Source organism: Sorangium sp. So ce726, assembly GCF_051521405.1.
Classification (GTDB): Bacteria; Myxococcota_A; Polyangia; order Polyangiales; family Polyangiaceae; genus Sorangium.
In genome coordinates this window covers 9,561,080-9,582,585 of the sequence record NZ_CP150349.1, presented here as the reverse complement: position 1 = coordinate 9,582,585, position 21,506 = coordinate 9,561,080, and the positions used below count along the sequence as shown (strand labels likewise).

At 72.5% G+C, this 21,506-nt stretch carries 18 protein-coding genes; 7 read left to right on the top strand and 11 right to left on the bottom strand.

All coding sequences use genetic code 11. The features are described 5' to 3' along the window. Positions 1-42 precede the first annotated feature (42 nt). Both WME79_RS35595 and WME79_RS35590 read right to left on the bottom strand, forming a co-directional pair. On the bottom strand, positions 43-1,959 hold the full coding sequence (locus tag WME79_RS35595) for a hypothetical protein (protein ID WP_437524130.1): 1,917 nt from the start codon (positions 1,957-1,959) through the stop codon (positions 43-45). Between the two features lie 352 nt (positions 1,960-2,311). Continuing rightward, complete coding sequence (locus WME79_RS35590) at positions 2,312-2,854, bottom strand: hypothetical protein (RefSeq protein ID WP_437524128.1); 543 nt, start codon at positions 2,852-2,854, stop codon at positions 2,312-2,314. Positions 2,855-2,884: 30 nt separating this feature from the next. On the opposite strand from WME79_RS35590, the gene WME79_RS35585 reads away from it, so the two are divergent. Further along, entirely contained in the window at positions 2,885-3,499 is a 615-nt protein-coding gene (locus WME79_RS35585; protein WP_437524125.1) for a hypothetical protein, read from the top strand. An 11-nt stretch (positions 3,500-3,510) separates the two neighbouring features. After that, a complete protein-coding gene (locus WME79_RS35580) occupies positions 3,511-5,367 on the top strand; it encodes a hypothetical protein (RefSeq protein WP_437524123.1) in 1,857 nt (618 codons plus the stop codon). Positions 5,368-5,435: 68 nt separating this feature from the next. Here the strand turns inward: WME79_RS35580 and WME79_RS35575 are convergent, their stop codons facing one another. From WME79_RS35575 to WME79_RS35550, 6 genes are all read right to left on the bottom strand, one after another. Next, positions 5,436-5,684, bottom strand: coding sequence for a hypothetical protein (locus tag WME79_RS35575; protein WP_437524120.1), 249 nt, complete (start codon positions 5,682-5,684; stop codon positions 5,436-5,438). A 228-nt stretch (positions 5,685-5,912) separates the two neighbouring features. Continuing rightward, positions 5,913-6,395, bottom strand: a complete 483-nt coding sequence (gene rraA, locus WME79_RS35570; RefSeq protein WP_437524118.1) for a ribonuclease E activity regulator RraA — start codon at positions 6,393-6,395, stop codon at positions 5,913-5,915. Between the two features lie 64 nt (positions 6,396-6,459). Continuing rightward, positions 6,460-7,851: a sigma 54-interacting transcriptional regulator gene (locus WME79_RS35565; RefSeq protein WP_437524115.1), complete on the bottom strand. Its 1,392-nt coding sequence runs from the start codon at positions 7,849-7,851 to the stop codon at positions 6,460-6,462. A 149-nt stretch (positions 7,852-8,000) separates the two neighbouring features. After that, positions 8,001-8,927 carry a Grx4 family monothiol glutaredoxin gene (gene grxD / locus WME79_RS35560; protein ID WP_437524112.1) on the bottom strand — a complete coding sequence of 309 codons (927 nt, stop codon included), beginning with the start codon at positions 8,925-8,927 and terminating at the stop codon, positions 8,001-8,003. A 153-nt stretch (positions 8,928-9,080) separates the two neighbouring features. Beyond that, complete coding sequence (locus tag WME79_RS35555) at positions 9,081-9,599, bottom strand: hypothetical protein (protein WP_437524109.1); 519 nt, start codon at positions 9,597-9,599, stop codon at positions 9,081-9,083. A gap of 134 nt (positions 9,600-9,733) precedes the next feature. Continuing rightward, a complete protein-coding gene (locus tag WME79_RS35550) occupies positions 9,734-10,135 on the bottom strand; it encodes a hypothetical protein (RefSeq protein WP_437524106.1) in 402 nt (133 codons plus the stop codon). Positions 10,136-10,287: 152 nt separating this feature from the next. On the opposite strand from WME79_RS35550, the gene WME79_RS35545 reads away from it, so the two are divergent. Next, positions 10,288-10,929: an RNA polymerase sigma factor gene (locus WME79_RS35545; protein ID WP_437524104.1), complete on the top strand. Its 642-nt coding sequence runs from the start codon at positions 10,288-10,290 to the stop codon at positions 10,927-10,929. Then, a complete protein-coding gene (locus WME79_RS35540) occupies positions 10,926-11,186 on the top strand; it encodes a hypothetical protein (protein WP_437524101.1) in 261 nt (86 codons plus the stop codon). The genes WME79_RS35545 and WME79_RS35540 overlap by 4 nt, the downstream gene beginning before the upstream one ends. Before the next feature lie 67 nt (positions 11,187-11,253). Here WME79_RS35540 and WME79_RS35535 read toward each other — a convergent pair whose 3' ends face one another. Further along, complete coding sequence (locus WME79_RS35535; RefSeq protein ID WP_437524099.1) at positions 11,254-14,289, bottom strand: beta-propeller domain-containing protein; 3,036 nt, start codon at positions 14,287-14,289, stop codon at positions 11,254-11,256. 475 nt (positions 14,290-14,764) lie between these two features. Between WME79_RS35535 and WME79_RS35530 the strand changes: the two genes are divergently transcribed. Then, a complete protein-coding gene (locus tag WME79_RS35530) occupies positions 14,765-15,442 on the top strand; it encodes a hypothetical protein (protein ID WP_437524096.1) in 678 nt (225 codons plus the stop codon). Positions 15,443-15,619: 177 nt separating this feature from the next. On the opposite strand, the gene WME79_RS35525 is transcribed toward WME79_RS35530, so the two are convergent. After that, positions 15,620-18,484, bottom strand: coding sequence for an Hsp70 family protein (locus WME79_RS35525; RefSeq protein ID WP_437524093.1), 2,865 nt, complete (start codon positions 18,482-18,484; stop codon positions 15,620-15,622). A gap of 132 nt (positions 18,485-18,616) precedes the next feature. On the opposite strand from WME79_RS35525, the gene WME79_RS35520 reads away from it, so the two are divergent. Further along, positions 18,617-19,126 carry an OmpA family protein gene (locus WME79_RS35520; protein WP_437524090.1) on the top strand — a complete coding sequence of 170 codons (510 nt, stop codon included), beginning with the start codon at positions 18,617-18,619 and terminating at the stop codon, positions 19,124-19,126. A 608-nt stretch (positions 19,127-19,734) separates the two neighbouring features. Next, positions 19,735-20,406, top strand: a complete 672-nt coding sequence (locus tag WME79_RS35515; RefSeq protein ID WP_437524087.1) for a hypothetical protein — start codon at positions 19,735-19,737, stop codon at positions 20,404-20,406. Positions 20,407-20,507: 101 nt separating this feature from the next. Here the strand turns inward: WME79_RS35515 and WME79_RS35510 are convergent, their stop codons facing one another. Further along, positions 20,508-21,404: an NmrA/HSCARG family protein gene (locus tag WME79_RS35510; RefSeq protein WP_437524084.1), complete on the bottom strand. Its 897-nt coding sequence runs from the start codon at positions 21,402-21,404 to the stop codon at positions 20,508-20,510. Between the last annotated feature and the right edge of the window lie 102 nt (positions 21,405-21,506).

Genomic DNA, 21,506 nt, shown 5'->3' with positions numbered 1-21,506 from the left:
GCGGATCGCGAAAGCGTTGCCGGGACAGGGGCTGACCCGGCGCTACGCCGCAGCGGAGACCGCCTTCTTGCGGGGGCGCGGCGCGCGGGTCGCGCCGGCGCCGGACGGCTTCGTCGGCGTGGCGCCCGCGGGCGGGGTGGACACGGCGCGGACCAGCGCGGCGGCGATGGCCGCCGTCATCCTCGCGGTCGGCAGGCGCGGCGTGAACGCGAGCACGCGCTCGCCGGGGCGCCGGCCGCGCGAGGACCGGCCGCTCTTCGCGAGCCCATCGACGGCGCGCTCGCACGGCGAGCCGGGGGCGACGCGCAGCAGGACCTCGGGCAGCCCGATGGCGCCGCCGGCGCCGGGGGCGTAGACGACGCCGACCTCGATCCCGACGAAGCCCGGGAGCGCCGCGCGCGGCGAGAGGCCGAGCCGGAGCTCGTCGGCGTCGGGGCTGCCATCGGGGATGCGGAGGCGGCCGACGACCCGGAGCTCCTGCGCGGCGGCCGCGGCGCCGGCGGGCGCCTTCCGCAGGCGCCGCACGCGCCGCGCGACGTCGCGCAGGAACGCGACCGGCCGCGCCGCCGGATCGGCGGGGAGCTCGGCGAGCCGGCCGGTGCAGAAGATCGCGAGCAGCGCTGTCGCGTCGAGCGCGAGCAGGTGGGCGTGGTACGGCGAGGCGGCCGCCACGGCGTGGACGCCCGCGCCGAGCCCTGCGAGCAGCGCGACGAGCAGCGCCTTGCCGGCGCGCGTCGAGACGTCGAGGTAGACGCCCCGCACCCGCGGCGGGGCGCGGAACGCCTCGGCCTCCGCGATGGGGAGCCACTTGCCAGGGCGCCGCAAGGTCGCGGCAGCGCGCTCCGGGCGGGGCGTCCGGTGCGCCGCGAGCGCGGTCGCCGCGGCCACGAGCGCGGCGCCCGGCGTGCCGTCCGTGAGCAGGAGCTCCAGGGCGACGCCGGCGACGAGCGCGAGCCCCGCGAGCGCGGCGCGCGGCGCGAGCGGGATCGGGACGAGGGGCCGCGGCGCGACGCCCGCGGCGCGCGCGAGGCGCTCGTGCTCGCGTGCCTTGAGCGCGACGAGGGCGCTGTAGAGCGCGAAGAGGACCACGCCCGCGGCCACGTAGAGGGTGCGGCTGCGATCGGGGCTGCCGGCCGCGGCGTCCGAGATGCGGCCGAGCGTGTCGGCCCCGGGCTTCGCCGCGCTGGGCTCGGGCTGGAAGGCGCGCGCGTCGGCGCGGACCGCCCACCGGATCGGCTCGGCCTTGGGGGCGTACGGGCGGAGCAGCTCCAGCTCGTCCTTGTCGAGCGCGCGGCGGAGCGTGGAGAGCGTCGTCGGCGCCGGGAGCGCGTCGGGGGACGGCGCCTCGCCCGCCTCGTCGGCCCGCGCCTCGTCGACGCGCGGCTCGTCGGGCGCGGCCGGGAGCGCGACGGTGAGCCGCGCCGAGTCGTAGCCATCGTCCCAGACGGGGCCGCTCCAGGAGACCCGGGAGCTCGGGCCGTCCTGCTGGATGAGCCCGCGCTTCATGAGGTCCGTGCGGTAGCGGAAGAAGAGCACGAACACCCCGCGGCTCAGCCCCTTGCCGTCGAAGCGGGCCCGCATCGCCGCCGGGCGGCGCGTGCCGTCCTCGCGCGGCCGGGGGTCGGGGGGCAGGAGCTCGATCGCGACCGGCGTCGCGGACGCGAGCGAGCCCGCCTCCGCGGCCTTGAAGGGCACGGCGTAGCTGCCCTGATCGAGCTGGGCGTCCGGGTCGACGCCCTGGATGTCGAGCCCGCGGAGCGGCCCGCCCGAGATCTTCAGCGTGACCTTGTGCTCGACCGTCGCGGCGCCGGCCCGGTCGATCGACAGGCGCACGTCGTCGCCGGCGATGTGCACCTCGACCCACGCGCGTGCGGGGAGGGCGAACGCGATCGACAGGAGCGCCGCCAGGAACGGGAGCAGCAGCGCCGGCCCGGGGCGGCGGGCGATGCGAGAGGGCATGGTGCAGGAGTCCCACGTCGCCGCGCGCGGGGCCAAGTTCCGGGGACGCCGCCGGCCGTCCCGTGCGGCCGCCGCGCGCGACAGCTCCGCCGCCGGCCGCCTTTCCCGTGGCAGGCGCCGCGCTCACCCGCCGGGCCGGCTAGTTTCACCCACCAGGAGTCCGGCCAGGGATCCGGAGAGAGACTTGAACGCAAAGGCGCCAAGTCGCAAAGGCGCAAAAAGGAACAAATTTCGTGCAGTTTTGCGCCTTTGCGACTTGGCGCCTTTGCGTTCAAGTCTCTCTTCGCTCGAGATGGATCCCTGGCAGGATTTCCGACCCGCAGTACTGGGGCCGGGTAAGCGAGGGCGTCGATCAGAAGACGACGCCGAGCGAGAGCGACCCCATGAGCTTGATCTTCCCCGCCTTCTCGTAGAAGGTATACGCGTAGCGGCCCGCGGTGATCGTCACGGGATCGGCGAGCGCCACGCCGATCCCGAAACCTCCTGACATGGCGAATCCGCCGTCTCGGCTGAGCACGTTCGTGCTCCCCACCATGCCGCCGAGGACGACGCTGCTCACATCGCCGCGGCCCTCGAGCAGCCCGGGAGGGGTGATGACCGCCTCGAACGACTCGTAACCGATGCGCCCTTTCACCCAGAAGCCCCGCAGCGCCTTGCCTTCGACGTAGACACCGACGTCGGCCGCGAGCGCGTAGCCGGTCGTGTCGAGCGACGCATCCTCGAGCGAGCCCCAGATCCACGACGGCGCGATCCCGAGGGTGAGCGGCCCGATGACGGCGACCTCGCCCTCGAAGGTCATCTTTCCGAACAGGAGATCCAGGGCGTTGTAGCGGACCGACCAGCGGCAGCAGGTGGACTCGGGGGGCTTCGGGGGCGGCGGGGGCCCGGCCGGCAAGGCGTAGCCCGGACCATAGCCGGGCGGCTGTTGGGGATAGCCTTGCTGAGGGTAACCTTGCTGGGGGTAGCCCTGCTGAGGATATCCTTGTTGCTGAGGATATCCCTGCTGCTGAGAGTAGCCTTGCTGAGGATATCCCTGTTGAGGATACCCTTGTTGCTGGGGGTAGCCTTGCTGCTGAGGATATCCTTGTTGCTGAGGGTACCCCTGCTGCTGAGGGTAGCCTTGCTGCTGAGGGTAGCCTTGCTGCTGAGGGTAGCCTTGCTGAGGGTAGCCTTGCTGCTGAGGATATCCTTGTTGCTGAGGATACCCCTGCTGCTGAGGGTAACCCTGCTGAGGATACCCTTGCTGCTGAGGAGCTCCGGACGGCGCCTGGGCAGCTCCGGGCTGCGCCTGGCCCTGCGGGAGCGGCTGAGCGTTCTGTTGCGCTGTCGCCGCTGGGGCGAGGAGGAGCGCGCCGAGGCAGAGAAGGAGGCCGCAAGCTGCCGGGCGGAGAGCTGCCCTGGAGGAGGGCGCGCGCGCGGGGCCCAGACCCGTGGTGAAAGCGCAATCCATGGCGGTGGACTGTACCGAATCCCGAGCACGCCGGCTACACGCGCGCCGCGAACCGTCGCCGCGCTCGCGCGCGCGATCTCCAGCCTGTAATCTCCGTCCCGATGCCGCCAGTCCCCGAAGTCGTCGCCGTCATAGAACTCGCGCCCGGAAGCGCCGCATCGAGCGGCGCCGCGGACGTGCCGGCGGTCGATCCGCGCGCCGCGAGCGGCGCCGAGACACCCTCGGCCGAGCTCGATCGTACGCTGTCCGAGCTGGGCGACGCCGCGCTCGGGTTCGCTCGCATGCCGGCCCTCGAGAAGGCCTTCCTGCTCCGCTCGTCGCTCCCGGGCCTGCTCGCCGCCGCGCGCGCCGAGGTCGAGGCGTCCTGCGCCGACCGGGGGCTCGATCCCGGCTCGGCGGCGAGCGGCGAGGCGTGGCTCGCGGGGCCTTGCGTCACGCTCTCGCAGGTGCGCCTTCTGGCCGAAGCGCTCGAGGAGATCGCCGCACGCGGGCGTCCCCGGCTCGGCCGCGGGGCGGTGCGCGCCCGCGCGGACGGCCGGATCGAGGTGGAGGTGTTCCCGACGCGCCTGAAGGACACCGCCCTGCACGGGCCCCTCCGCGCGCGCGTGCTGATGGAGCCCGGGGCGACGCGCGAGAGCGTCCGGGAAGAGCAGGCGCGCTTCTACCAGCAGCGCGACCCTGAAGGGGGCGTCGCGCTGGTGCTCGGCGCAGGCGACGTCGCCGGCGTCCCCCTCCGGGACGCGCTACACAAGCTCTTCGTCGAGGGGCGCGTCGTGGCGCTCGCGATGAGCCCGCAGAGCGCGCCCCTCGGCGCGCTGGTCGAGCGCGCCCTCGCGCCGCTCGTCTCGCGCGGGCTCCTCCGCTTCGTCTACTGCAGCGCCGAGTCGGGCGCCTACCTCGCGGCTCACCCCGCCGTCTCGGAGGTCCACGTCACCGGCCCGGCGGGCGCGCACGACGCGCTCGTGTGGGGGCCGCCGGGCCCGCCGCAGGCGCGCCGGCGGGCGTCGGGAGAGCGGCTGCTGGACAAGCCCATCTCCTCCACGCTCGGCGGCGCCAGCCCGGTCCTCGTGATGCCGTGGCTCTACGGCGGCGACGAGCTCTGGTTCCAGGCGAGGTGCCTCGCGAGCCAGGTCGTGAGCGGCGCGTCGCACGGCAGCCACGCCGCGAGCGTCCTCGTGCTGCCCAGGGGCTTCGCGCAGCGGCCGCTGCTCTTCCGGATGCTGCGCCGCGCGCTCGCCGCCGTGCCGCCGCGGCGCGCCGCCCACCCGGAGGCCGAGGCGCGGTACGCCGCGCTCACGGCCGGGCGCGCGCCGATCGAGCCCGAGCGCCTCGAGGCCTCCGCCGACGTGCCGCTCCCGTGCGGGGTCGCGCGCATCGGCGCGCCAGGGCCGGGCGAGCTCCCCTGGACGCTGATCGCCGGGCTCGCCGCGTCGGACGCCGCCGAGCCGCTGTTCTCGACCGAGCCGCTCGGCGGCGTGCTCTCCGTCGTCGAGGTCGGCTCGAGCGATCCGGTGGAGTTCCTGGAGGCGGCGACCCGCTTCTGCAACGACCGGCTCAGGGGCAGCCTTGGCGCGACGATCGTGGTGCACCCGATGAGCGAGGAGGACCCCGCCGTCGGGGCCGCGCTCGACCGCGCGCTGCTCGATCTTCGGTACGGCGTGATCGCGGTGAACCAGGCGCCTGCCGCCGCGCACGCGGCCGTCGTCCCGCCCTGGGGTGGCCACCCGGGCTCGACGCTCGCCGACATCCAGAGCGGGCTCGGCTTCGTGCACAACACGGCGATGCTTGCGCAGGTCGAGAAGACCATCCTGCGCGCGCCGCTCACCGCCTTCCCGCGGCCGCCCGGCTTCTGCGATCACCGGCGCTCCCACGTCGTCGGGGAGAGGCTCGCGGCCTGCGCGGTGGATCCTGGGTGGGGGAGCGTCGCGCGCGTCGTGGCGGCCGCGCTGCGGGGCTGATCCGGCGTCGCGCCCCCACCGCAATCTCGTTGCGTTCCCGTCTCGATTCCGTCTCGGTGACGCGGCGATCAGGAGGGGAGCGACGAGCGGAACTCCTTCACCTTCTCCACGATCTCGTGCAGCGCGTGCCGCGAGGCCTCGGAGACGTCGTCGGCCAGCTTCTCGGCGTCGAGGAGCTTGGGCTCCAGCTTGTTCCAGGCGTCCTTCGCGTCCATGCCAGCAAGGTGGAGCCTGACGCGGATCTCGTCGCGTAGGGTCTGGAGCGACTCCAGGCTCTTGTTCAGATCGCTCTTCAGTTCGGATGTGATGTTGCCCATTCTTGTCCTCCCGTTTCTACGAGGTGTTGATCGCTCCTCCTCTGCTCGTGATGCATCGGCCGCGCCAGTTGGCGCGCTTCGACGCGGCGCGCGACGTTCACGCGTCCTGACTGGATCCGAGCCCAGCAATACTGGGCGCAGCCGCCGCGCGCTCTCCTCTCGAGGTGTGGCGAAATCGCTCAATGACGTGCGTTTTGCCGCACCTCGGAAGCGAGCGCGCGCGGGCTCTCAGGCAAGCTGCTTCGGCGCGCAGACGATGCCGTCATGATCGGCATAGACGAGCTCGCCAGGAACCCACGTGACCCCGGCGAACGTCACGGCGATGTCGCGGTCCCCCGCGCCCTTCTTGGTGCTCTTCCTCGGGTGTGTCGCGAGGGCCTTCACGCCGAGCGGGATGCTGGCGATCGCCTCCGCGTCGCGGATGCAGCCGTAAATGATCACCCCGGCCCAGCCGTTCTGATGGGCCATGGCGGCGATGTTGTCTCCGAGGAGCGCGCAGCGGAGGGAGCCGCCTCCGTCCACGACAAGCACCCGCCCCTGGCCGGGCTCTTCGAGCGCCTTGCGGACGAGCACGTTGTCCTCATGGACCTTCACCGTGGTGATGCGCCCGTGAAACAGCCGAGCTCCGCCGTAATCCCGGAAGATCGGATCGGCGACGAGGACGTCCGGGTGCTCATCGCACAGATCCGTGGTTCTGATCTCTGAGCTCATGAAGACTCCCTGCCTGCCTTCATAGGTTGTCGCCCGCCGGATTCAACCGCTCATCCGCCGCCGATCACGAGGGCTCGTGGCGCTCGCCGTCCTTGGCGGCAGGGAGGGAGACGCCGCCCTTGCGCTTGCCCGCGCCGGCGAACGCCGCCGAGTCGACGCCATGCCGGGCGAGCCACCGGCGCAGCTGGTTCCGGTGCATCCCGAGCGAGCGCGCCGCGCGCGTGACGTTCCCCTGCTCGCGCCGCAGCGCAGTCTCGATGGCGAGCCGCCGCATCTCCGGCGGCGCCGGCGTGCGCCTCGCGACCTCCGTGATGTCGAGGCCCGCGGACGGCGCGAGATCCGCCACCTCCACGACGGTGCGCCCGGCCGCGAGCGCCGTGAGGCCCGCCTGCCGCACCTCGCAGAGCAGCTCCCGCACGTTGCCTGGCCACGCGCGCAGCGCGCAGCACTCCAGGAAGCTGGCTCCCGGCGCGAGCCGCGCGCCGGTGCGCCTGAGCTCCGCCGCCGCCAGCCAGGGGAGCTCCTCGAGCCGCTCTATCAGCGACGGGATCCGCACCTCGGGCCGGCCGATCCGATAATAGAGGTCGTCCCGGAACCGGCGCGCAGCGACCTCGGCCTGGAGATCCTTCAACGTGGCCGCGCACAGGCGGAACTCCACCTTGCGCGGGCGCGTGTCGCCGAGCGCGACGACCTCCCGGGTCTCGAGGACGCGGAGCAGCTTGGGCTGTACCGACGCGTCGAGCTCCGCGATCTCGTCGAGGAACAACGTGCCGCCGTGAGCAGCCTGGACATAGCCCTCGGCGTCGGCGTTCGCGTCCGAGTAGGCGCCGCGCCGCGCCCCGAAGAAAAGCCGCTCGGCGAGGCCCTCCGGGATCGCGGCGCAGTTCACGGCGACGAAGGGGCCGCCCCGCCCCGTCGCCGCGTGGTAGGCGCGCGCCCCGAGCTCCTTGCCCGAGCCGCTCGGCCCGGTCAGCAGCAAGGTATCCCCGCGCATCCCCGCGCGGTGAATCGCCTCGCGGACCTGCCTGAGCGTGGGGCCGACCAGCCCGTCCTCGTGCTCCAGGACTCCGCCGCGCTGGAACGGCTCGATGTCGGCGGTGAAGCGCAGCAGCGTGCTCCCGAGCCGGATCACGCGTGGGAGCGACGAGAAGACCTGATCCTCGATCTGCGCTCCATCGACGAAGGTGCCGTTCCTGCTGCCGAGATCGGTGATCCGAAGACCCCCGCCCGACAGCGCGACGCGGGCGTGCCGGCGTGACACCTGCTCGTCCTCGACGACCACGGTGTCGTCCGCCGCTGCGCGGCCCAGCACGACCGCGCCGCCATCGAGCGGGATCGGCGCGCAGGTAGGCTGGCCGCGGGCGAAGATGACCACCAGGCCAGGCGTCGCCCCCTCCGGCGACGCCGACGCCGCGGTGTCGGACGCCCTGATCGTCGACTGATCGTCGGCACCCACACCTTACGCATACATGATCCCACGCCGGCCCTGAAGGCTCTCGGATGTCGGACGGTGTGGTCGAAAAAATCTATTGAGGCGCGATACCTGCGCCTCTCTCGTCGTGGGTGCGCCGCTGCTCGTTGTGGGCGTGCCTCTGGCCGAGGCGCTCAGTACCGCGGCACCGAGGGGTCGACATCTTGCGACCACGCATCGATTCCGCCCTGGAGGTTGTAGAGGTTCCTGTAGCCCTTCGCGAGGTAGTGCTCGGCGGCCGCCTGGCTGCGGCCGCCATGATGGCAGTGGAAGACGATCCGCGCGTCCTTCGCGAGCGTCTCCAGGTACCGCTGCCCTGCCTGGTCGAGGTGACGGGCCCCCTCGATCGTGGCGATCTTGCGCTCTTGCTCGGTCCGGACGTCGAACAGCTCGATCGCCTCGCCGCTGTCCAGCAGGGCCTTGAGCGCGGCCGACGAGAGCTGCTTGACCTTCGGCGGCTCGTTCGGGCTCTCCAGCTTGAAGCCGCCGCCGGAGGGGCCCTCGACGAAGTCGATCGACAGCCCCTCGGCGCGCCGCGCGCTCGCGCGGTCGAGCAGGAACACCGCCCCGCCCGCCTGGGCCTCGACGTCGCCTGCCTGCCGCGGGCCGAAGTAAAGGCCGTAGTTGTAGGACGGGTCGATCTCGATGTGGACGAAGTCGGCCTCGGACTCCTTCGCGGCCGAGAACGCTGCGAGCGCCGCCGCGGTCACGCGGAGCGTGGGCGGCGCTTGCGCCTCGCCCTGCGCGAGCCCGAGCGCCTTCACGAGCTCCCCGGTCGCGTGCAGCTCCTTCACGATGTCGCAGCCGCCGATGAACTCGCCGCGGATGTAGAGCTGCGGGATCGTGGGCCAGCTCGAGAACTCCTTGATGCCGTCGCGCAGCGCCGGATCCGAGAGGACGTCCACCGTCTGGTACTCGGGGAGGTGCTCGTCGAGGATGGTCACCACCGCGGCGGAGAACCCGCACTGCGGCATGGTGCGCGTGCCCTTCATGAACAGGACGACATCGCTCTCGCGGATGATGGTGGTGATCCTGGCCCGCATGGGCTCGCTGAGGCTCATGTGCTTGCTCTCCCTGCGCGGCGGTGGCGGTGCGGTCGACTCCCGCGCGCGCCCGCGGGCCTCTCGCTAGCATGAGCAAAGCACGGCAGCGAGGCCCTCCAGCTGGCCTCGCCCGCGTCGACCGAGGGCGGAGCGAGCGGCCTCCCTGGGCGCTCAGCGGCCGAACAGGAGCCCCAGGACCGCCGCGATCGCGGCGAGGGTCGCGATGAGGGCCGGCGCGCCGAGCTCGGCGCCGAGCACACGGAAGCGCCCGCCGCTCGCGCTCGGAGGGCGCGCGAGCGCGTCCGACGGGGGCGGCGTGACGCGGTGCACGCCCGGCGACGCCGCGCTGTCTTCGCGGAGCTCGACGAGGAGCTGATCGAGCGGGGCGTGCTCGCCGAACGGGCGCACGAGGCGGAGCGTCACGCCGCCGCTGAGATCGGGGGGGAGGCGGAGCCGCAGCGTCCTCGCGGCGACCTCCGTCGGGGCGCGGTGGGCGCCGCTCCGGGCGCAGCTATCGCAGCCGCCGCCGTCGCAGCGGGCGCAGGTGATGCGGGCGGGCGCGGCGATCTCGATCTCCGCGCTGTCGCGCGCCCACGCCGCCGGGACGGCGATCACAAGGCGGCCTCGCGAGCCATCCGAGGCGTCGAGGCCTTCGCGGTCGATCAGCTGCGCGAGCTCGGCTCTGCCCATGGACCTTGTGTGCCGCACCCGGGCCCCGGCGCCAAGCGCCGGCGCCGGGTGAGGCCCGCCGCCGCGCTCCCGGTCGCGCCCTCCGCCGGGAGCGGGAGCCCGCGCGGCCGCGCGGCCGCGCGGGCCGCCGGCGCTCACGAATGCGCGTCGCGCGGCTCGCCGCGGCGCGCGACGCCGTCCGCCGGCGCCCGACCGGCGCGCAGGACGCCCACCGCCGAGAGCAGGCACGCGATGGCGAGCAGCAACCCGCCGAGCGACCCGGGCCGCGTGCTCTCCTTCAGCCCCACGACGAGCACACGCGCGAGCTCGCCGTCCGGCACCTTCGCGGGGTCGGACAGGTAGCTGAACACCGCGCCGAGGTCGATCCACGTCGCGTGGATCGTCGCGACCAGCGTCGTCAGCCCCATGGCCGCGATGAACCCGAGCTTCCCGGGCTCCGGCCGCCGGGCGAACTGCAGCCCCGCGCCGACCGTGACCATCCCGAACACCAGGATAGGCCACATCCCCCAGCCGCCCTCGACGAAGAAATCGAACATCGGAGCCTCCCTTTCGCCTGCTCTTCTCTGCCTGCCGCGTGTCGTCGCCGCCGCCGTCTGCGCCGGCCTTCACGAGCCCCAACGCGGCGCCGCGGATCCCGTGACCGGAGAACTTCCTTGTCACGCCCGCAGCCCTCGCGCGTTATGTCGGCGTGGAGAGGGAGGGCGCAGCAGCTCCGTCCGACGCCGAGCTCGCGGCTCGCCTGAGGCGCCGCGATCCGCGCGCCTTCGACGAGCTCTACGCGCGCTACCACCCCCGGATCTTCAGCTTCCTCGTGCGCCTCTCCGGCCGGCGCGACGTCGCCGAGGACCTGTTCCAGGACACCTGGCTCGCCGTCGCGCGCCACGCCGGCCGGCTCGCGGAGGAAACCGATCTCGCCGCGTGGCTGTTCACGATCGCCAGGAACCGCTACCGGAGCCACCGCCGCTCCGCCTTGCTCGACCTCGCCCGCGCTGCGCTGTTCTCCCGCGAGCCCGCGCCGGCCGCGCCCGAGCCCGAGGGCGCGGCGGACGCCCGGGCCGACGTGGCGGCGCTCGAGGCGGCGCTCCGCGATCTCGCGGCGGTGCACCGCGAGGTGTTGCTCCTCGGGGCCGTCGAGGGGCTCGACTCGGCGCAGGTCGCCCAGGTGCTCGGCATCCGCGAGGACGCCGCGCGCAAGCGCCTGTCGCGCGCCCGCGCCGAGCTTGCGGCCCGCCTCGAAAGGCGAAATGCTGAGCGGCCCCGGCGGGGATCGACGACCCCGATCTCCGCCGCGGACGCCGCGGATGGACACCCGCGGGGAGGTACTCGATGAAGCCGTTCTCAGGAGAGGATCCGCTGGCGAGGGGCCTCGCCGATCTGCCGCCGGTCGCCCCGCTCGACCCGGCCCGGGCCGACGCGGTCCGGCGCCTCGCCCGCGTCGCGCTGGTGGAGACGGAGCGCCCCGCGCCGAGCGCGCGGCTCTCGCTCGCCTGGTCGGCGGTGATCCTGCCGGGGCTCCTGCTGAGCTCGGGCTGCGTGTACGTGTGGGATTCGGTGCAGAAGATCGGGCAGATCTACGGGGGAGGGTAGCGGCCGGGCGGCGCCTTCGCCGCGCTGCCCGTGACGAGCAGCGCGGGGTGAAGCGGCGGCGCGCGGATCAGTCCCCGAGGTCGACGACCTCGAGCCCGTGGTACCAGAGCGCGCAGAGCGCGGTGTCGCCGGAGATCGTCACCTGCGAGACGTACGACGAGAGCTCGCCCTTCGTTTCGAGCGTCAGCTCGTCGAGGTCGGCCGCGTCGAGCACCGAGAGCGCGGGCGGATTGTAGCCGGCGAGGAGGAGGCGCGTCCCATCCACGGCGCGCGGCCAGCCGGCGTCGGGGCTCGAGAGCTCCTTCGTCGCGAGATCGATGCTGCCTTCCGCGAGCCCGCTGGCCACGAGGATCCCGGACGAGTACCCGCGCCCGCCCACGGCGTCGCCGCCCACGGCGTAGTACCCGGAGGTGTAGATGAACACGCGGTCATCGCCCACGAACACCTGTTCCAGGATGGTGTCGTCGTCGAGCGTGTGCTCGTCCCGGAGGCGCGCGCTCGCGCTGCCGACGTCGAGCAGCTTGAGGGTGTGGTGCGTCCCGCGGCAGACGCCGGGGCCCTCGTAGGTCTCCTGGTTCGCCGGCACGAATTCAGCGTAGTAGTTGAACGCGCTGTAGCACTCCTGGTAGCTCGCGACGTCGATCTCGACCGTCTCGTAGTCGACCGTGAGCGCGCGGTCCGACGCGCCATCGAAGGTGAGCAGCGAGCCGGGCACGTTGACCGGCGTCTGCACGACCGGCGATGAGGGATCGGCCACGTCGATGCGGTCGAGGTAGAAGCGCGCCCTGGAGGAGTCGTCCGTCAGCGGCACCCAGTGCGACGTCAGCACGGTGGTGCCGTCGAGCTGCAGGCCTGTGTAGCCGGCGCCGTCGGGCAGGGGCAGCGAGCGGTGCGTCGGGCTCGACGGGTTCGAGAGGTCGATGATCTCGAGGAACGGATCGCGGGGCTGCGGCTGCGGCTGCGGGGCGCCGCTGCCGTCCTCGTAGTAGTAGTAGTACTGGTCCTCGACGTTGCGGAGCACGAGCGTGCTCCCTACCTGGACCACGGCAGCGCCCGTGGAGACGATCCTGCCGTAGTACCCGTTGTAGTAGAGCGCGTTGCTGCTGAACGGCAGATCGCGCTGGCTCGCGACCCGGGGGGCTTCGGGGTTCGTGAGATCGATGACGGCGAGGCTCGTCTTCGTCGAGTCAGCGTACGAGGGCCAGAGCAGGTAGGCGTATTGCCCGTGCGCGAAGAGCTGCGCGCTGATGAGGCCGGATCCATAGCAGTCGCTCGTCGATCCAGAGGCCAGCGTCGAGAGGTCGAGCTTGCCGATCGGCTCGGTGCGCCCCGGCTCCGCGGCGTACACGACCTCGAGCTCGGCGGCCTGTGTCCACCAGTCCGCGCCCATGCGGACCACGAGATCGCCGGTGGCGACCGTGTTGCTGACGACCGTCGCCAGGGCCAGGTCGGCGGCCTCGACCGGGGCGTCGCGATCATCGATGTTGAACGTCCCGACCTCCTGGTCGGAGACGGCGAAGAGCCGCGTGTCGTGGACGAACGCGCGGCGCGCCTGGCCGCGCGCCGGGGCGGAGCCGCGCTTCGTGAGCGTGTCGGCCGTGAAGTCGATCAGCTGGACGCCGCTCTCGTACGAGCCGCAGCCCTTGCCCTCGTCGATGTTCCAGCCGCTGTACGGCACGAGGATGGTGCCGAGATCGTCGAGGATGGTGAAGGCCTTGTGGATCCGGTTCTGGTCCTCGGCGAAGCTCGCCCAGTCGCCGCCGAAATGGACGCGCTCCAGCATCGTGGGCTTCGCGAGGTCGGAGACATCGAAGAGGGAGACGTGGAGCGCGCCCTCTGTGGCGGCGTTGTCAAAGCCGAGGGCGAGCAGCCGGTCGCCGCGCGGCTCCATGTGGTAGACCCATCCGGGCATCTCGAGCTCGCCGACCTGGGCGGGGTGCTCCGGGTCGCTGAGGTCGATGGTGAAGAGCGGGTCGGTCTGCTCCGCCGTGATCGCGTAGGCGCGGTCGCCGTCGAAGCGGACGGAGCGCAGCGTCTCGGGCTTGGGCAGGGTGAGCTCGGTGAAGCCGAGGGGCGTGAGCTCTTGCGACGACGCGACGGTGAAGGTCTGGACGCCGGGCAGCGCGTCGGTCCGCCAGAGGCCGGGCTGGCTGACGACGCGGAGGACGCCCTCGTGCTCGTCCATCTGCCAGCGGTTCTGGATCTGGCCGACGGCCTCGACGCTCGCGCCCTCGACGAGCGCGCCGCCGGGGTCGGAGATGTCGACGACCTGGATGGTGGAGTGCCCCTCCTCGGTGCCGTCCCACTCGATGCCCGCGATGTACATGCGGTCCTGGGTGACGCTCACGCTGCGCTGCCACCCGTAGTCGTTGGGGTCGTCGTCATAGCTCAGCTGATCGACCACGGCGATATCGGCGGGGGCGCCGACGGCCAGGGAGGTGATCGTGGTGTTTCGCGACTCCTTGCATCCCCAGCAATAGCCGTCCTCGAACGTGACGGTATAGAGCACGTCGCCGACGATGCGCGAGTCGGAGATGGCGCCCGGCAGGTCGAACGAGCCGATCTGCTGGATATCCGCCGGGTCGGAGACGTCGAGCGCCTCGATGTGGCTCGTTTGCTCGTAGGAGTACTCGCCGGTGGCCTCGTCGTAGAGGTATTGGGTCCACGACGAGAACATCGCGTAGACGACCCCGTCGCGGAGGTACATCTCGAAGGGGATCCCGCTCGCCCGATAGCGCCCGAGGAGGCTCAGCCGGTCGCGCCGGGAGATGTCGATGATGCTGAGCCCCGAGTACTGCGAGAGCGCGTAGAGCTTGCCGTCCTTGACCTGGATGATGTCGGCCTCGGTGATCGCGCGCTCGGCGTCGCCATCGGCCGGGGGCGCGGTCGGGGCGCCGTCGCCTCCGGTGCCCGATGTGCCGTTGCCGCCATCCTCGGCCGTATCTCTTCCTCCGCCGGCCCGCGGATTGTCAGAGATGAAATCGGTCGAGCCGGTTCCGGAGGAAGGCCCCGTCGAGCCTTTCCCGCAGCCGGTGAGTCCGGCCGAGGCCGCCGCCGTCGCGAGGACGAGCCAGCCGGCGTAAGTTCTAGACAGGAAGGTCATTGTTCACCTCGTTGAGGACGAGACACAGGGCGTCATGTCTGCGCCGGTGCGCGTGCACTGTTCAGGTCCCGTGCCCGGCGCACTTAGCAAGCGGCGGGCCATGCAGAACCCCTCGAAAAAACCAAGGAATTTGCGGGTATTCCCGTGGCTTGTGCCAGAGTGTGCGGCCGGCGGGCTGCCGGCGGTCAGGGACCTGCCCGCAAGGCGTGCGCCGTGGCGATGTTCGATGCCCTGATCCCGGGGTGAGCTCTCATGACCTGGAGGCGGCTGACGCCGCTTGTGGCAGCTGCTCGTCACCGCGGGAGCATCGCGTCTGCGCGCCGGGATGCGGGGGGATGCGCCGGCGCCGTGCTTGGCACGAGGCGTGAATCCTGGCGCCTGCGCCTGCCGAATGGCACGGTCCGTCTATCTCTTGATAGGAGGCTTGACGATGGATCTTTTCAGCAAACGTCACCGACTTGTCGTTGCGATGCTCATGCTCTTCGTACCTTTGCTCACCGGCGCCAAGGGCAAAGGCTGTCAGGGCCCGATCGAGGGCGGGGGGTCTGGCCCTGGGGGAGGCGGGGTGGCGGGCGGCGAGCCGACCTCGTGCAAGGTGACCGGCTGCAGCGGTCAGGTCTGCGCGGACGACGACGTGGTCACGACGTGCGAGTACCGGGAGGAATATGCGTGTTACAAGGAGCACGGCGTGTGCGAGCGGGGCGCGTCGGGCGAGTGCGGCTGGCGGGCGACGCCGGAGCTCGAGACGTGCCTTGGCGGCGGCGAGGCTGCGCCGTGCAAGGTGACCGGCTGCAGCGGTCAGGTCTGCGCCGATGAGGAGGTGGCCACGACCTGCGAGTACCGGGAGGAATATGCGTGTTACAAGGAGCACGGCGTGTGCGAGCGGGGCGCGTCGGGCGAGTGCGGCTGGCGGGCGACGCCGGAGCTCGAGGCGTGCCTTGGCGGCGGCGAGGCTGCGCCGTGCAAGGTGACCGGCTGCAGCGGTCAGATCTGCGCGGACAAGGATCTGGACGTCGCCACCACGTGCGAGTGGCTCGAGGAGTACGCGTGTTACAAGGAGCACAGCGTGTGCGAGCGGGGCGCCTCGGGCGAGTGCGGCTGGCGCGCGACGCCGGAGCTCGAGGCATGCATCGAGGCGGCTTCCGGCGAGTAGGACGAAGGCCGGCTGGCCGCTGCGGCGGCGATCTCTGCCATGACCGCCCGCCGAGCGACGGAATCTCGATCTGCGACCGCCTGAGCCCGGAGATGGCTTGCGGGCGTGTGGACAGCGCCTGCTCTTTCTGGAAGTGAGGCCGCCAGTCGACACCCGAAGTGGGCAAAAGGGCTTTCCCTACTCGCTCACAAGCCGCAGCCCCACCGGCAGCCCCTCTCCAAAGAACGCTGCGCGCTCGGACTCCTCGACGGCCACCACCTCACGCACCGCCTTGAGCCACGCCTCGGGCGCGCCCACCTTGACGAGCCGCCGCTCCACCTCGCCGCGGACCCGGTCCGAGACGTCGCGCGCCCGGTCCCCGGTCCTGCGCGCGAGCTGCACCGCGGCCGGCGCCGCCGACGGCAGTTCCTGCCACTTCTCGCGCAGCAGGTGGTCTATCCACCGCTCGGCCGCCGCCGGCGACACCACGTGGTGGACGCTCGCATACGCCGGAACGCGCGCGCCGAGGCGGCCGATGGCCGCCCAGAGCCGCGCGTCGCGGTCGGTCCATGTGCGCTCCAGGATCCACGCGCCGAGCTCGCTCCTCCGGCCGGCGGGCACGCGCTCGAGCGACGCGCAGAGCTCGAGCAGATCGTCGAGCGCCTCCGGCTTCACCCCTTTCGGCTTCTTCAGCCGCTGCTCCGCCGGGGCCAGGAACGGATCCGCCAGATCCCGGATCGCGACCTGAAGCGGCTCGTCGAGGCCGCCCGCGATGCGGCGCCACGCGATCCAGAACTGCTGCCAGGAGCGCGCCTCCTGCGGGAACGCCAGCCGCTCGGCGAAGAGCGGCGCGAGCGCGGCGACGCGCGCCGGGTCGCCCGCGTCGCCGAACCCGGGGCGGAGGCAGTAGCCGGCGAGCGACCAGAACACGCGCTCGTGATCAGCCGAGCGCCGCCGCGAGCGCGCGCTCGGGACGAGGGTGTCGAGCAGCGCCCGCGCGGTCTCCGTCGTCCAGGTGGCGCGCTCCCCGAGGACGCGCTCGAGCTCGCGCACGAGGTTCTTCGCCTCCCGCGGCGCCACGTCCGGCCGCCCCTTGCCGAACACCCGCTCGATCGCCTCCCGGGCCTCGTCGAGGCGCTTGCCGCCCGGCGTCGCCGCGGCGTGAGGCCTCGCCTGCGCCCGCTCCGCCGGCGCGCCTCCCTCGGCCTCGGCGGAGCGCGCGCCGCGGCCGTCCTCGCGCAGCTGGAACGCCAGCCGGAAGCGGCGCGGCGCCGCGGCGTCCACCTCGACGCAGGCGAGATCCAGGGTGCCGATCGCGGTGAGCTCTCCCTCGATCTGCACCCGCACCTCCGCCTGCTTTCCGGTCGCGGCGCGCGCCGCGTCCCCCGCGTCGAACGCCACCGCGATCGGCGGCAGCGCCTCGAACCGGTCGTCCTCGAGGGGGACGAGGTCGCCCGCGCGATCGACGCGCGCGTCGTCCGACGCGAACAGGTCGAACCGCACGGGGCGCCCCACGACGAGCGCGAACGTCCGCCCGGCCGCCGCGTGGACGCTGCCCTCCTTCGCGCCGCGCGGCACAACACAGACGGCTGGCCGCGGCCCCCCGCCGGCGGGCGGCTCGAGGCCGACGTAGTAGCCGCGCGCCGCGCCCCCCTCGATGCGCACGCCGCGGCCCGCGAGCGCGAGGCCATACGCGACCGCGCCCCGCGCCACCGCGAGGTCGGGATCGGCGTGCGGGAGCAGATCGAGCGGCGGGCCGCCCCAGCGCTCGACGACCTGCGCGAGGCGCTCCGCGACGCGGCGCGCGCGGAAGACGCCGCCGTTCAGGAGCAGCGCGGTCGGCCCGCGCGCCTCGGGGGCGTGACGCGCGAAGAACCAGGCCACGTGCCGGGTGATCGCGACGTCCCGCTCGTAGGGCAGGCCGAACGCGACGAGCCCGCTCCGCCCGCGCTGCGGCCGGGCGCCCCGCGGCGCCTCGGGGAAGAAGCCGTCCAGCACGACGCCCTCGACCTCCTCGCGGCCGAGGCGCGTCGTCAGCGCGCCGCCCACGAGCCGCGCGCCGTGCGAGAGCACGGTGACCGGCGCCTCATCCGGCGGCGAAGGCGCGGCGCTGCCGGCGCTGCCGGACGAGGGCCCGCCGGCGAGCAGGCGCTCCTTGGCGGCGCGGCAGGCCAGCACGAGCTGGCCGAAGCGCGCCGCGTCGAGCTTGTCGCTGGCGCTGCCCACGAGGCGCGGCTCGCAGAGGTGGGCGAGCGCCAGGTCCATGTTGTCGCCGCCGAGCAAGAGGTGGTGGCCGACCGCGACGCGCGAGACCTCGGGGTGGTCCTTGGCCGCGCCATCGCCCCGGGCGACCCGGATGAGCGACAGATCCGTCGTGCCGCCGCCGACGTCGCAGACGAGGACCATCGCCTCGCCGTCCGAGCGGGCGAGCAGGGCGTCGAGGCCCTCCGCGCCGGCGAGGCGCATGAAGTCGTAGAACGCGGCCTGCGGCTCCTCGAGGAGGCGCGCCGAGAGGCCGGCGCGGCGGGCGGCTTCGACGGTGAGCTCGCGCGCGACCTCGTCGAACGAGGCCGGGACGGTGAGCACGACCTCCTGCGCCGCGAGCGGGCGCTCCGGGAAGGCGTCGTCCCAGGTGCGCCGCACGTGGGCGAGGATCCGGGCGCTCGCGTCGAGCGGCGAGACGCGCGGCAGGGAGGCCGCTTCCTCGGCCGCGCCCCAGGGCAGGATGGGCGCCGTGCGGTCGACGGCGGGGTGGCAGAGCCAGCTCTTCGCCGAGGCGATGAGCCGCCCGGGGATCTCGCCGCCGCGCCGGCGCGCGTGCTCGCCGATCGCGAAGGGCGCGTCGCCGAACGGATCGGCCGGCGCCTCGCCGGGGAGGGGCGCGTAGAGCAGGGACGGCAGCAGCGGGCGCGCCTCGATCTCGGTGGCGGTCACGAGCTGCGGGATCGAGAAGACGCGGATCGCGCCGGGACCGGCGTCGCGCTCGGCCCACGCCACGACGGTGTGCGTGGTGCCGAGGTCGATTCCGACGATCAGGCTCGGGCTCGTCGCGGTGGCGGACATGTGTGCGCGCAGCAACGATACTGGATCGCCGCGGCGCATTCCGCAGGTCCGGCGCGCCGCCGCGCCGTCCCCGCGCGCGCCCGCGCATTTCTTCCGGTTCTTCCGGGCGATTCCCCGTGCTAGAGCCGCGAAATGCGAGCGAATCGAGCGATCTGGCTTGTGGTCCTGGGCGTCCTGGCGGCGGGGTGCGGGTCGGCGAAGACCGAGATGTCGGTGGCGGCGAGCGCGGCGCCGCCGCCTCCTCCTCCTCCCGTGGCCGTCCAGCCGGCGGCGCCTGCCGAGGCGGTCATCGAGGGGGATCGCATCAAGATCGCCCGGCCGATCTTCTATGACCTCGACAAGGACGAGATCCGCCCGGAGTCGTTCTCGGTCCTCGACGCGGTGGCGAACATCCTTCGGACGCACCCGGAGATCACCGCGCTCACGGTAGAGGGGCACACGGACAACCAGGGCAGCGTGGAGCACAACATCCAGCTGTCCGAGCGCCGCGCGAACGCCGTGGTCCGCTACCTCGTCCAGCGCGGCGTCGCGACGCCGATGACGGCGCCGGGGTACGGCGCCGGCGCGCCGCTCTGCTTCACGAACGACGAGGGCTGCCGCGCCATGAACCGGCGCGTGGAGTTCCGCATCAAGTCGAAGTGACCGGCTGGCGGCCCACCGAGGCCGCCAGCCCGTCGCTCCAGGTCCGACACGCCCCTCCCCGCGCCTGCTCCCCGGGCCACCCGCGCGTCGGAACAACAGGCCAGGTTAACACAGACCCTCATTCGAAATCGACTGATTTTCATCGACGTCAGCGCGTGTCCCGCATTGTGCGGGGCAGCGGTCGCGAGGGTTGTGGCCGGGTTGCCGGGTTATGGCGCACTGCCCCGCTGGTTGTTGGTCACGTCGGTCACGTCGGTCACGTCGGTCACATCGGTCACATCGGTCACGTCGGTTACCCGCGCTGCGCACGGCGCGCGAGGATGCCTGTCCGTCTGTGCGCCTGTGGGACAAGCGACTCCCAAAGATGATTGTGTTGCAAATTTGTATTGAACGGCGCCTCTCGATCGTACTTAATATATCACGGGAATCCGCGCGCTGAGTGCGACGCGCCAGTTCGAGCAACTCATTGCATTGCAAGGTGGATCATGGCGAGCGTTCATCGTCGTATGCTGGAGATCGCTTGTCTCGTCCTTCCGGGGCTCGTGTGGTTGGCGCCGCGCACCGCGGCTGCGCATCACGTCGACCATCTCAGGTGGGCGGAGAGCCTCGTGGACAACATCAGCCCTGAGAACAACGAATATAACTCGAGCCCTAGCTTCATCAGCTGGGCTGGCGTGGCCGGCGCGCGGCGCTACGCGAACCGGACGCAGTGCGCCACCTTCCTTACGGAGCTGCTCAAGCGGGGCTACGGCTTCACCGAAGCGTCGCTCAACGACTGGCTGGGCAGCCGGAGCCCGAGCGCGGCCGCCTACTACGACGCCATCGTCGAGGAGAATGGATTCGAGAGGATCCACGACCCCAAGGACGCGCGGGCCGCCGACATCATCGCCATCCGCTACCCCGCTGGCGAGTCGTCGACCGGACACGTCGCGATCCTCCGCCGGGCGCCGAGGGCGAAGCTCCCCGTCAGCCCCCTCGTCGCGGGCACATTCCAGTTCGAGGTGAGCATCGTCGACTCGACGAGCACGCACCACGGCTCATCCGACTCCAGGTACGCCTCGAGCGGCCGAGGGGCCTCCGGCGTCGGCTACGGGACGATGCGGCTCTACATGAACACCTCGGACGCCATCGTCGGGCACACGTGGAGCACGGCCGCCGTCACGGCCTATTACCCCACGACGGTGCGCCAGGTGGTGATCGGCAGGCTGGTGCTCGAGGACGACGACCGGTCGGACCGGGGGAACGGGTCAGACGACGACGACCCCGACGACCGGTGGTAGCGAGGGCAGACGGCTACTTCCGGGTGCCTGAGGCTCGTCCCTGAGATCGAGGGCGGCCGGATCATTGGCCCGCTGAACTCGGCTCTTCTGAGGCCCGATGCTCATTGCGCGCCGCTGCGCGACGTGACGGGAATGCGCGCGGCGCCCCCTTCTTCGAGCCAGGTCGCGAGCGTCTTCAGCGTCGGGTGAAGCGCGCGGAGCGAGGCGACGTCGATGTCGACGCGGAGCTTGAGCGCGGCCTCGACGATGCGCTCGAACAGGGGATTTTCGCGCAGGGCCTCGGCCGGAAAGCGCGCGTAGGCGAGCGGCTGCCCCGTCACGCGCCCGAGCGCGGCCGCCGCCTCGACGCCGGTGAGCACGTCGCCGGCGAGCTCGAGGGTCCGGCCTGCGAAGGCGTCGGGCGTCGCGAAGACCGCGGCCGCGATCGCGCCGATGTCTTCGGCCGCGATGAAGGGGATACGGTGCTCCGGCGGGTAGAAGAACGTGAACTTCCCCGGCGCTGCGTAGAATTGCGGCTGGGTGAGCAGCTCGAAGAACGCCCCAGGGCGCAGGATGGTGAAGGGCACGTCGAGCGAGCGAACGTACGTCTCGATCTGCCACTTGCTCTCGAAGTGGCCGACACCCGTGCCCGGCTCGAGGCCGGCCATCGAGGTGTACACCAGGTGCCGGACCCTCGCCGCGCGCGCGGCGTCGGCGACGTTCTTGCCGAAGCGCGCCTCGTCCTCCGACGTGACGCCGTACTGCGGTTGCCCCTCGCTCGGCTGAACGCTGAAGACGGCGTCCGCTCCGCGGGCCGCGGCCTCGAGCGAGGCGCGGTCGCCCTGGTCGCCGCCCACGACCTCTGCCCCGAGCCGGCGCAGCGCCGCGGCGGGCTCTCCCTGGGGGTTCCTGACAAGCGCCCGGACGCGAACGCCGCGCGACAGCAGCGCTCGCGCCGTGCCGCCGCCCTGCTGTCCGGTCGCGCCGGTGACGAGGACGAGCCTCTCCTTCGTGGTCATGACTGGTCTCCCTTCGCGCGTGGGTCGGGCCCGCGGCGCCGCAGCGCCAGCCGCCCACGCACTCCACGATAAGGGCTCGCGACAGGACGAACAGCGCTGTAT

Bases quoted from the DNA above. Each gene is read 5' to 3' on its own strand.
- WME79_RS35595 (WP_437524130.1), bottom strand. From the start codon at position 1,959: ATGCCCTCTCGCATCGCCCGCCGCCCCGGGCCGGCGCTGCTGCTCCCG.
- WME79_RS35580 (WP_437524123.1), top strand. From the start codon at position 3,511: ATGCCGCCAGTCCCCGAAGTCGTCGCCGTCATAGAACTCGCGCCCGGA.
- WME79_RS35575 (WP_437524120.1), bottom strand. From the start codon at position 5,684: ATGGGCAACATCACATCCGAACTGAAGAGCGATCTGAACAAGAGCCTG.
- rraA (WP_437524118.1), bottom strand. From the start codon at position 6,395: ATGAGCTCAGAGATCAGAACCACGGATCTGTGCGATGAGCACCCGGAC.
- grxD (WP_437524112.1), bottom strand. From the start codon at position 8,927: ATGAGCCTCAGCGAGCCCATGCGGGCCAGGATCACCACCATCATCCGC.
- WME79_RS35555 (WP_437524109.1), bottom strand. From the start codon at position 9,599: ATGGGCAGAGCCGAGCTCGCGCAGCTGATCGACCGCGAAGGCCTCGAC.
- WME79_RS35550 (WP_437524106.1), bottom strand. From the start codon at position 10,135: ATGTTCGATTTCTTCGTCGAGGGCGGCTGGGGGATGTGGCCTATCCTG.
- WME79_RS35540 (WP_437524101.1), top strand. From the start codon at position 10,926: ATGAAGCCGTTCTCAGGAGAGGATCCGCTGGCGAGGGGCCTCGCCGAT.
- WME79_RS35535 (WP_437524099.1), bottom strand. From the start codon at position 14,289: ATGACCTTCCTGTCTAGAACTTACGCCGGCTGGCTCGTCCTCGCGACG.
- WME79_RS35530 (WP_437524096.1), top strand. From the start codon at position 14,765: ATGCTCTTCGTACCTTTGCTCACCGGCGCCAAGGGCAAAGGCTGTCAG.
- WME79_RS35525 (WP_437524093.1), bottom strand. From the start codon at position 18,484: ATGTCCGCCACCGCGACGAGCCCGAGCCTGATCGTCGGAATCGACCTC.
- WME79_RS35520 (WP_437524090.1), top strand. From the start codon at position 18,617: ATGCGAGCGAATCGAGCGATCTGGCTTGTGGTCCTGGGCGTCCTGGCG.
- WME79_RS35510 (WP_437524084.1), bottom strand. From the start codon at position 21,404: ATGACCACGAAGGAGAGGCTCGTCCTCGTCACCGGCGCGACCGGACAG.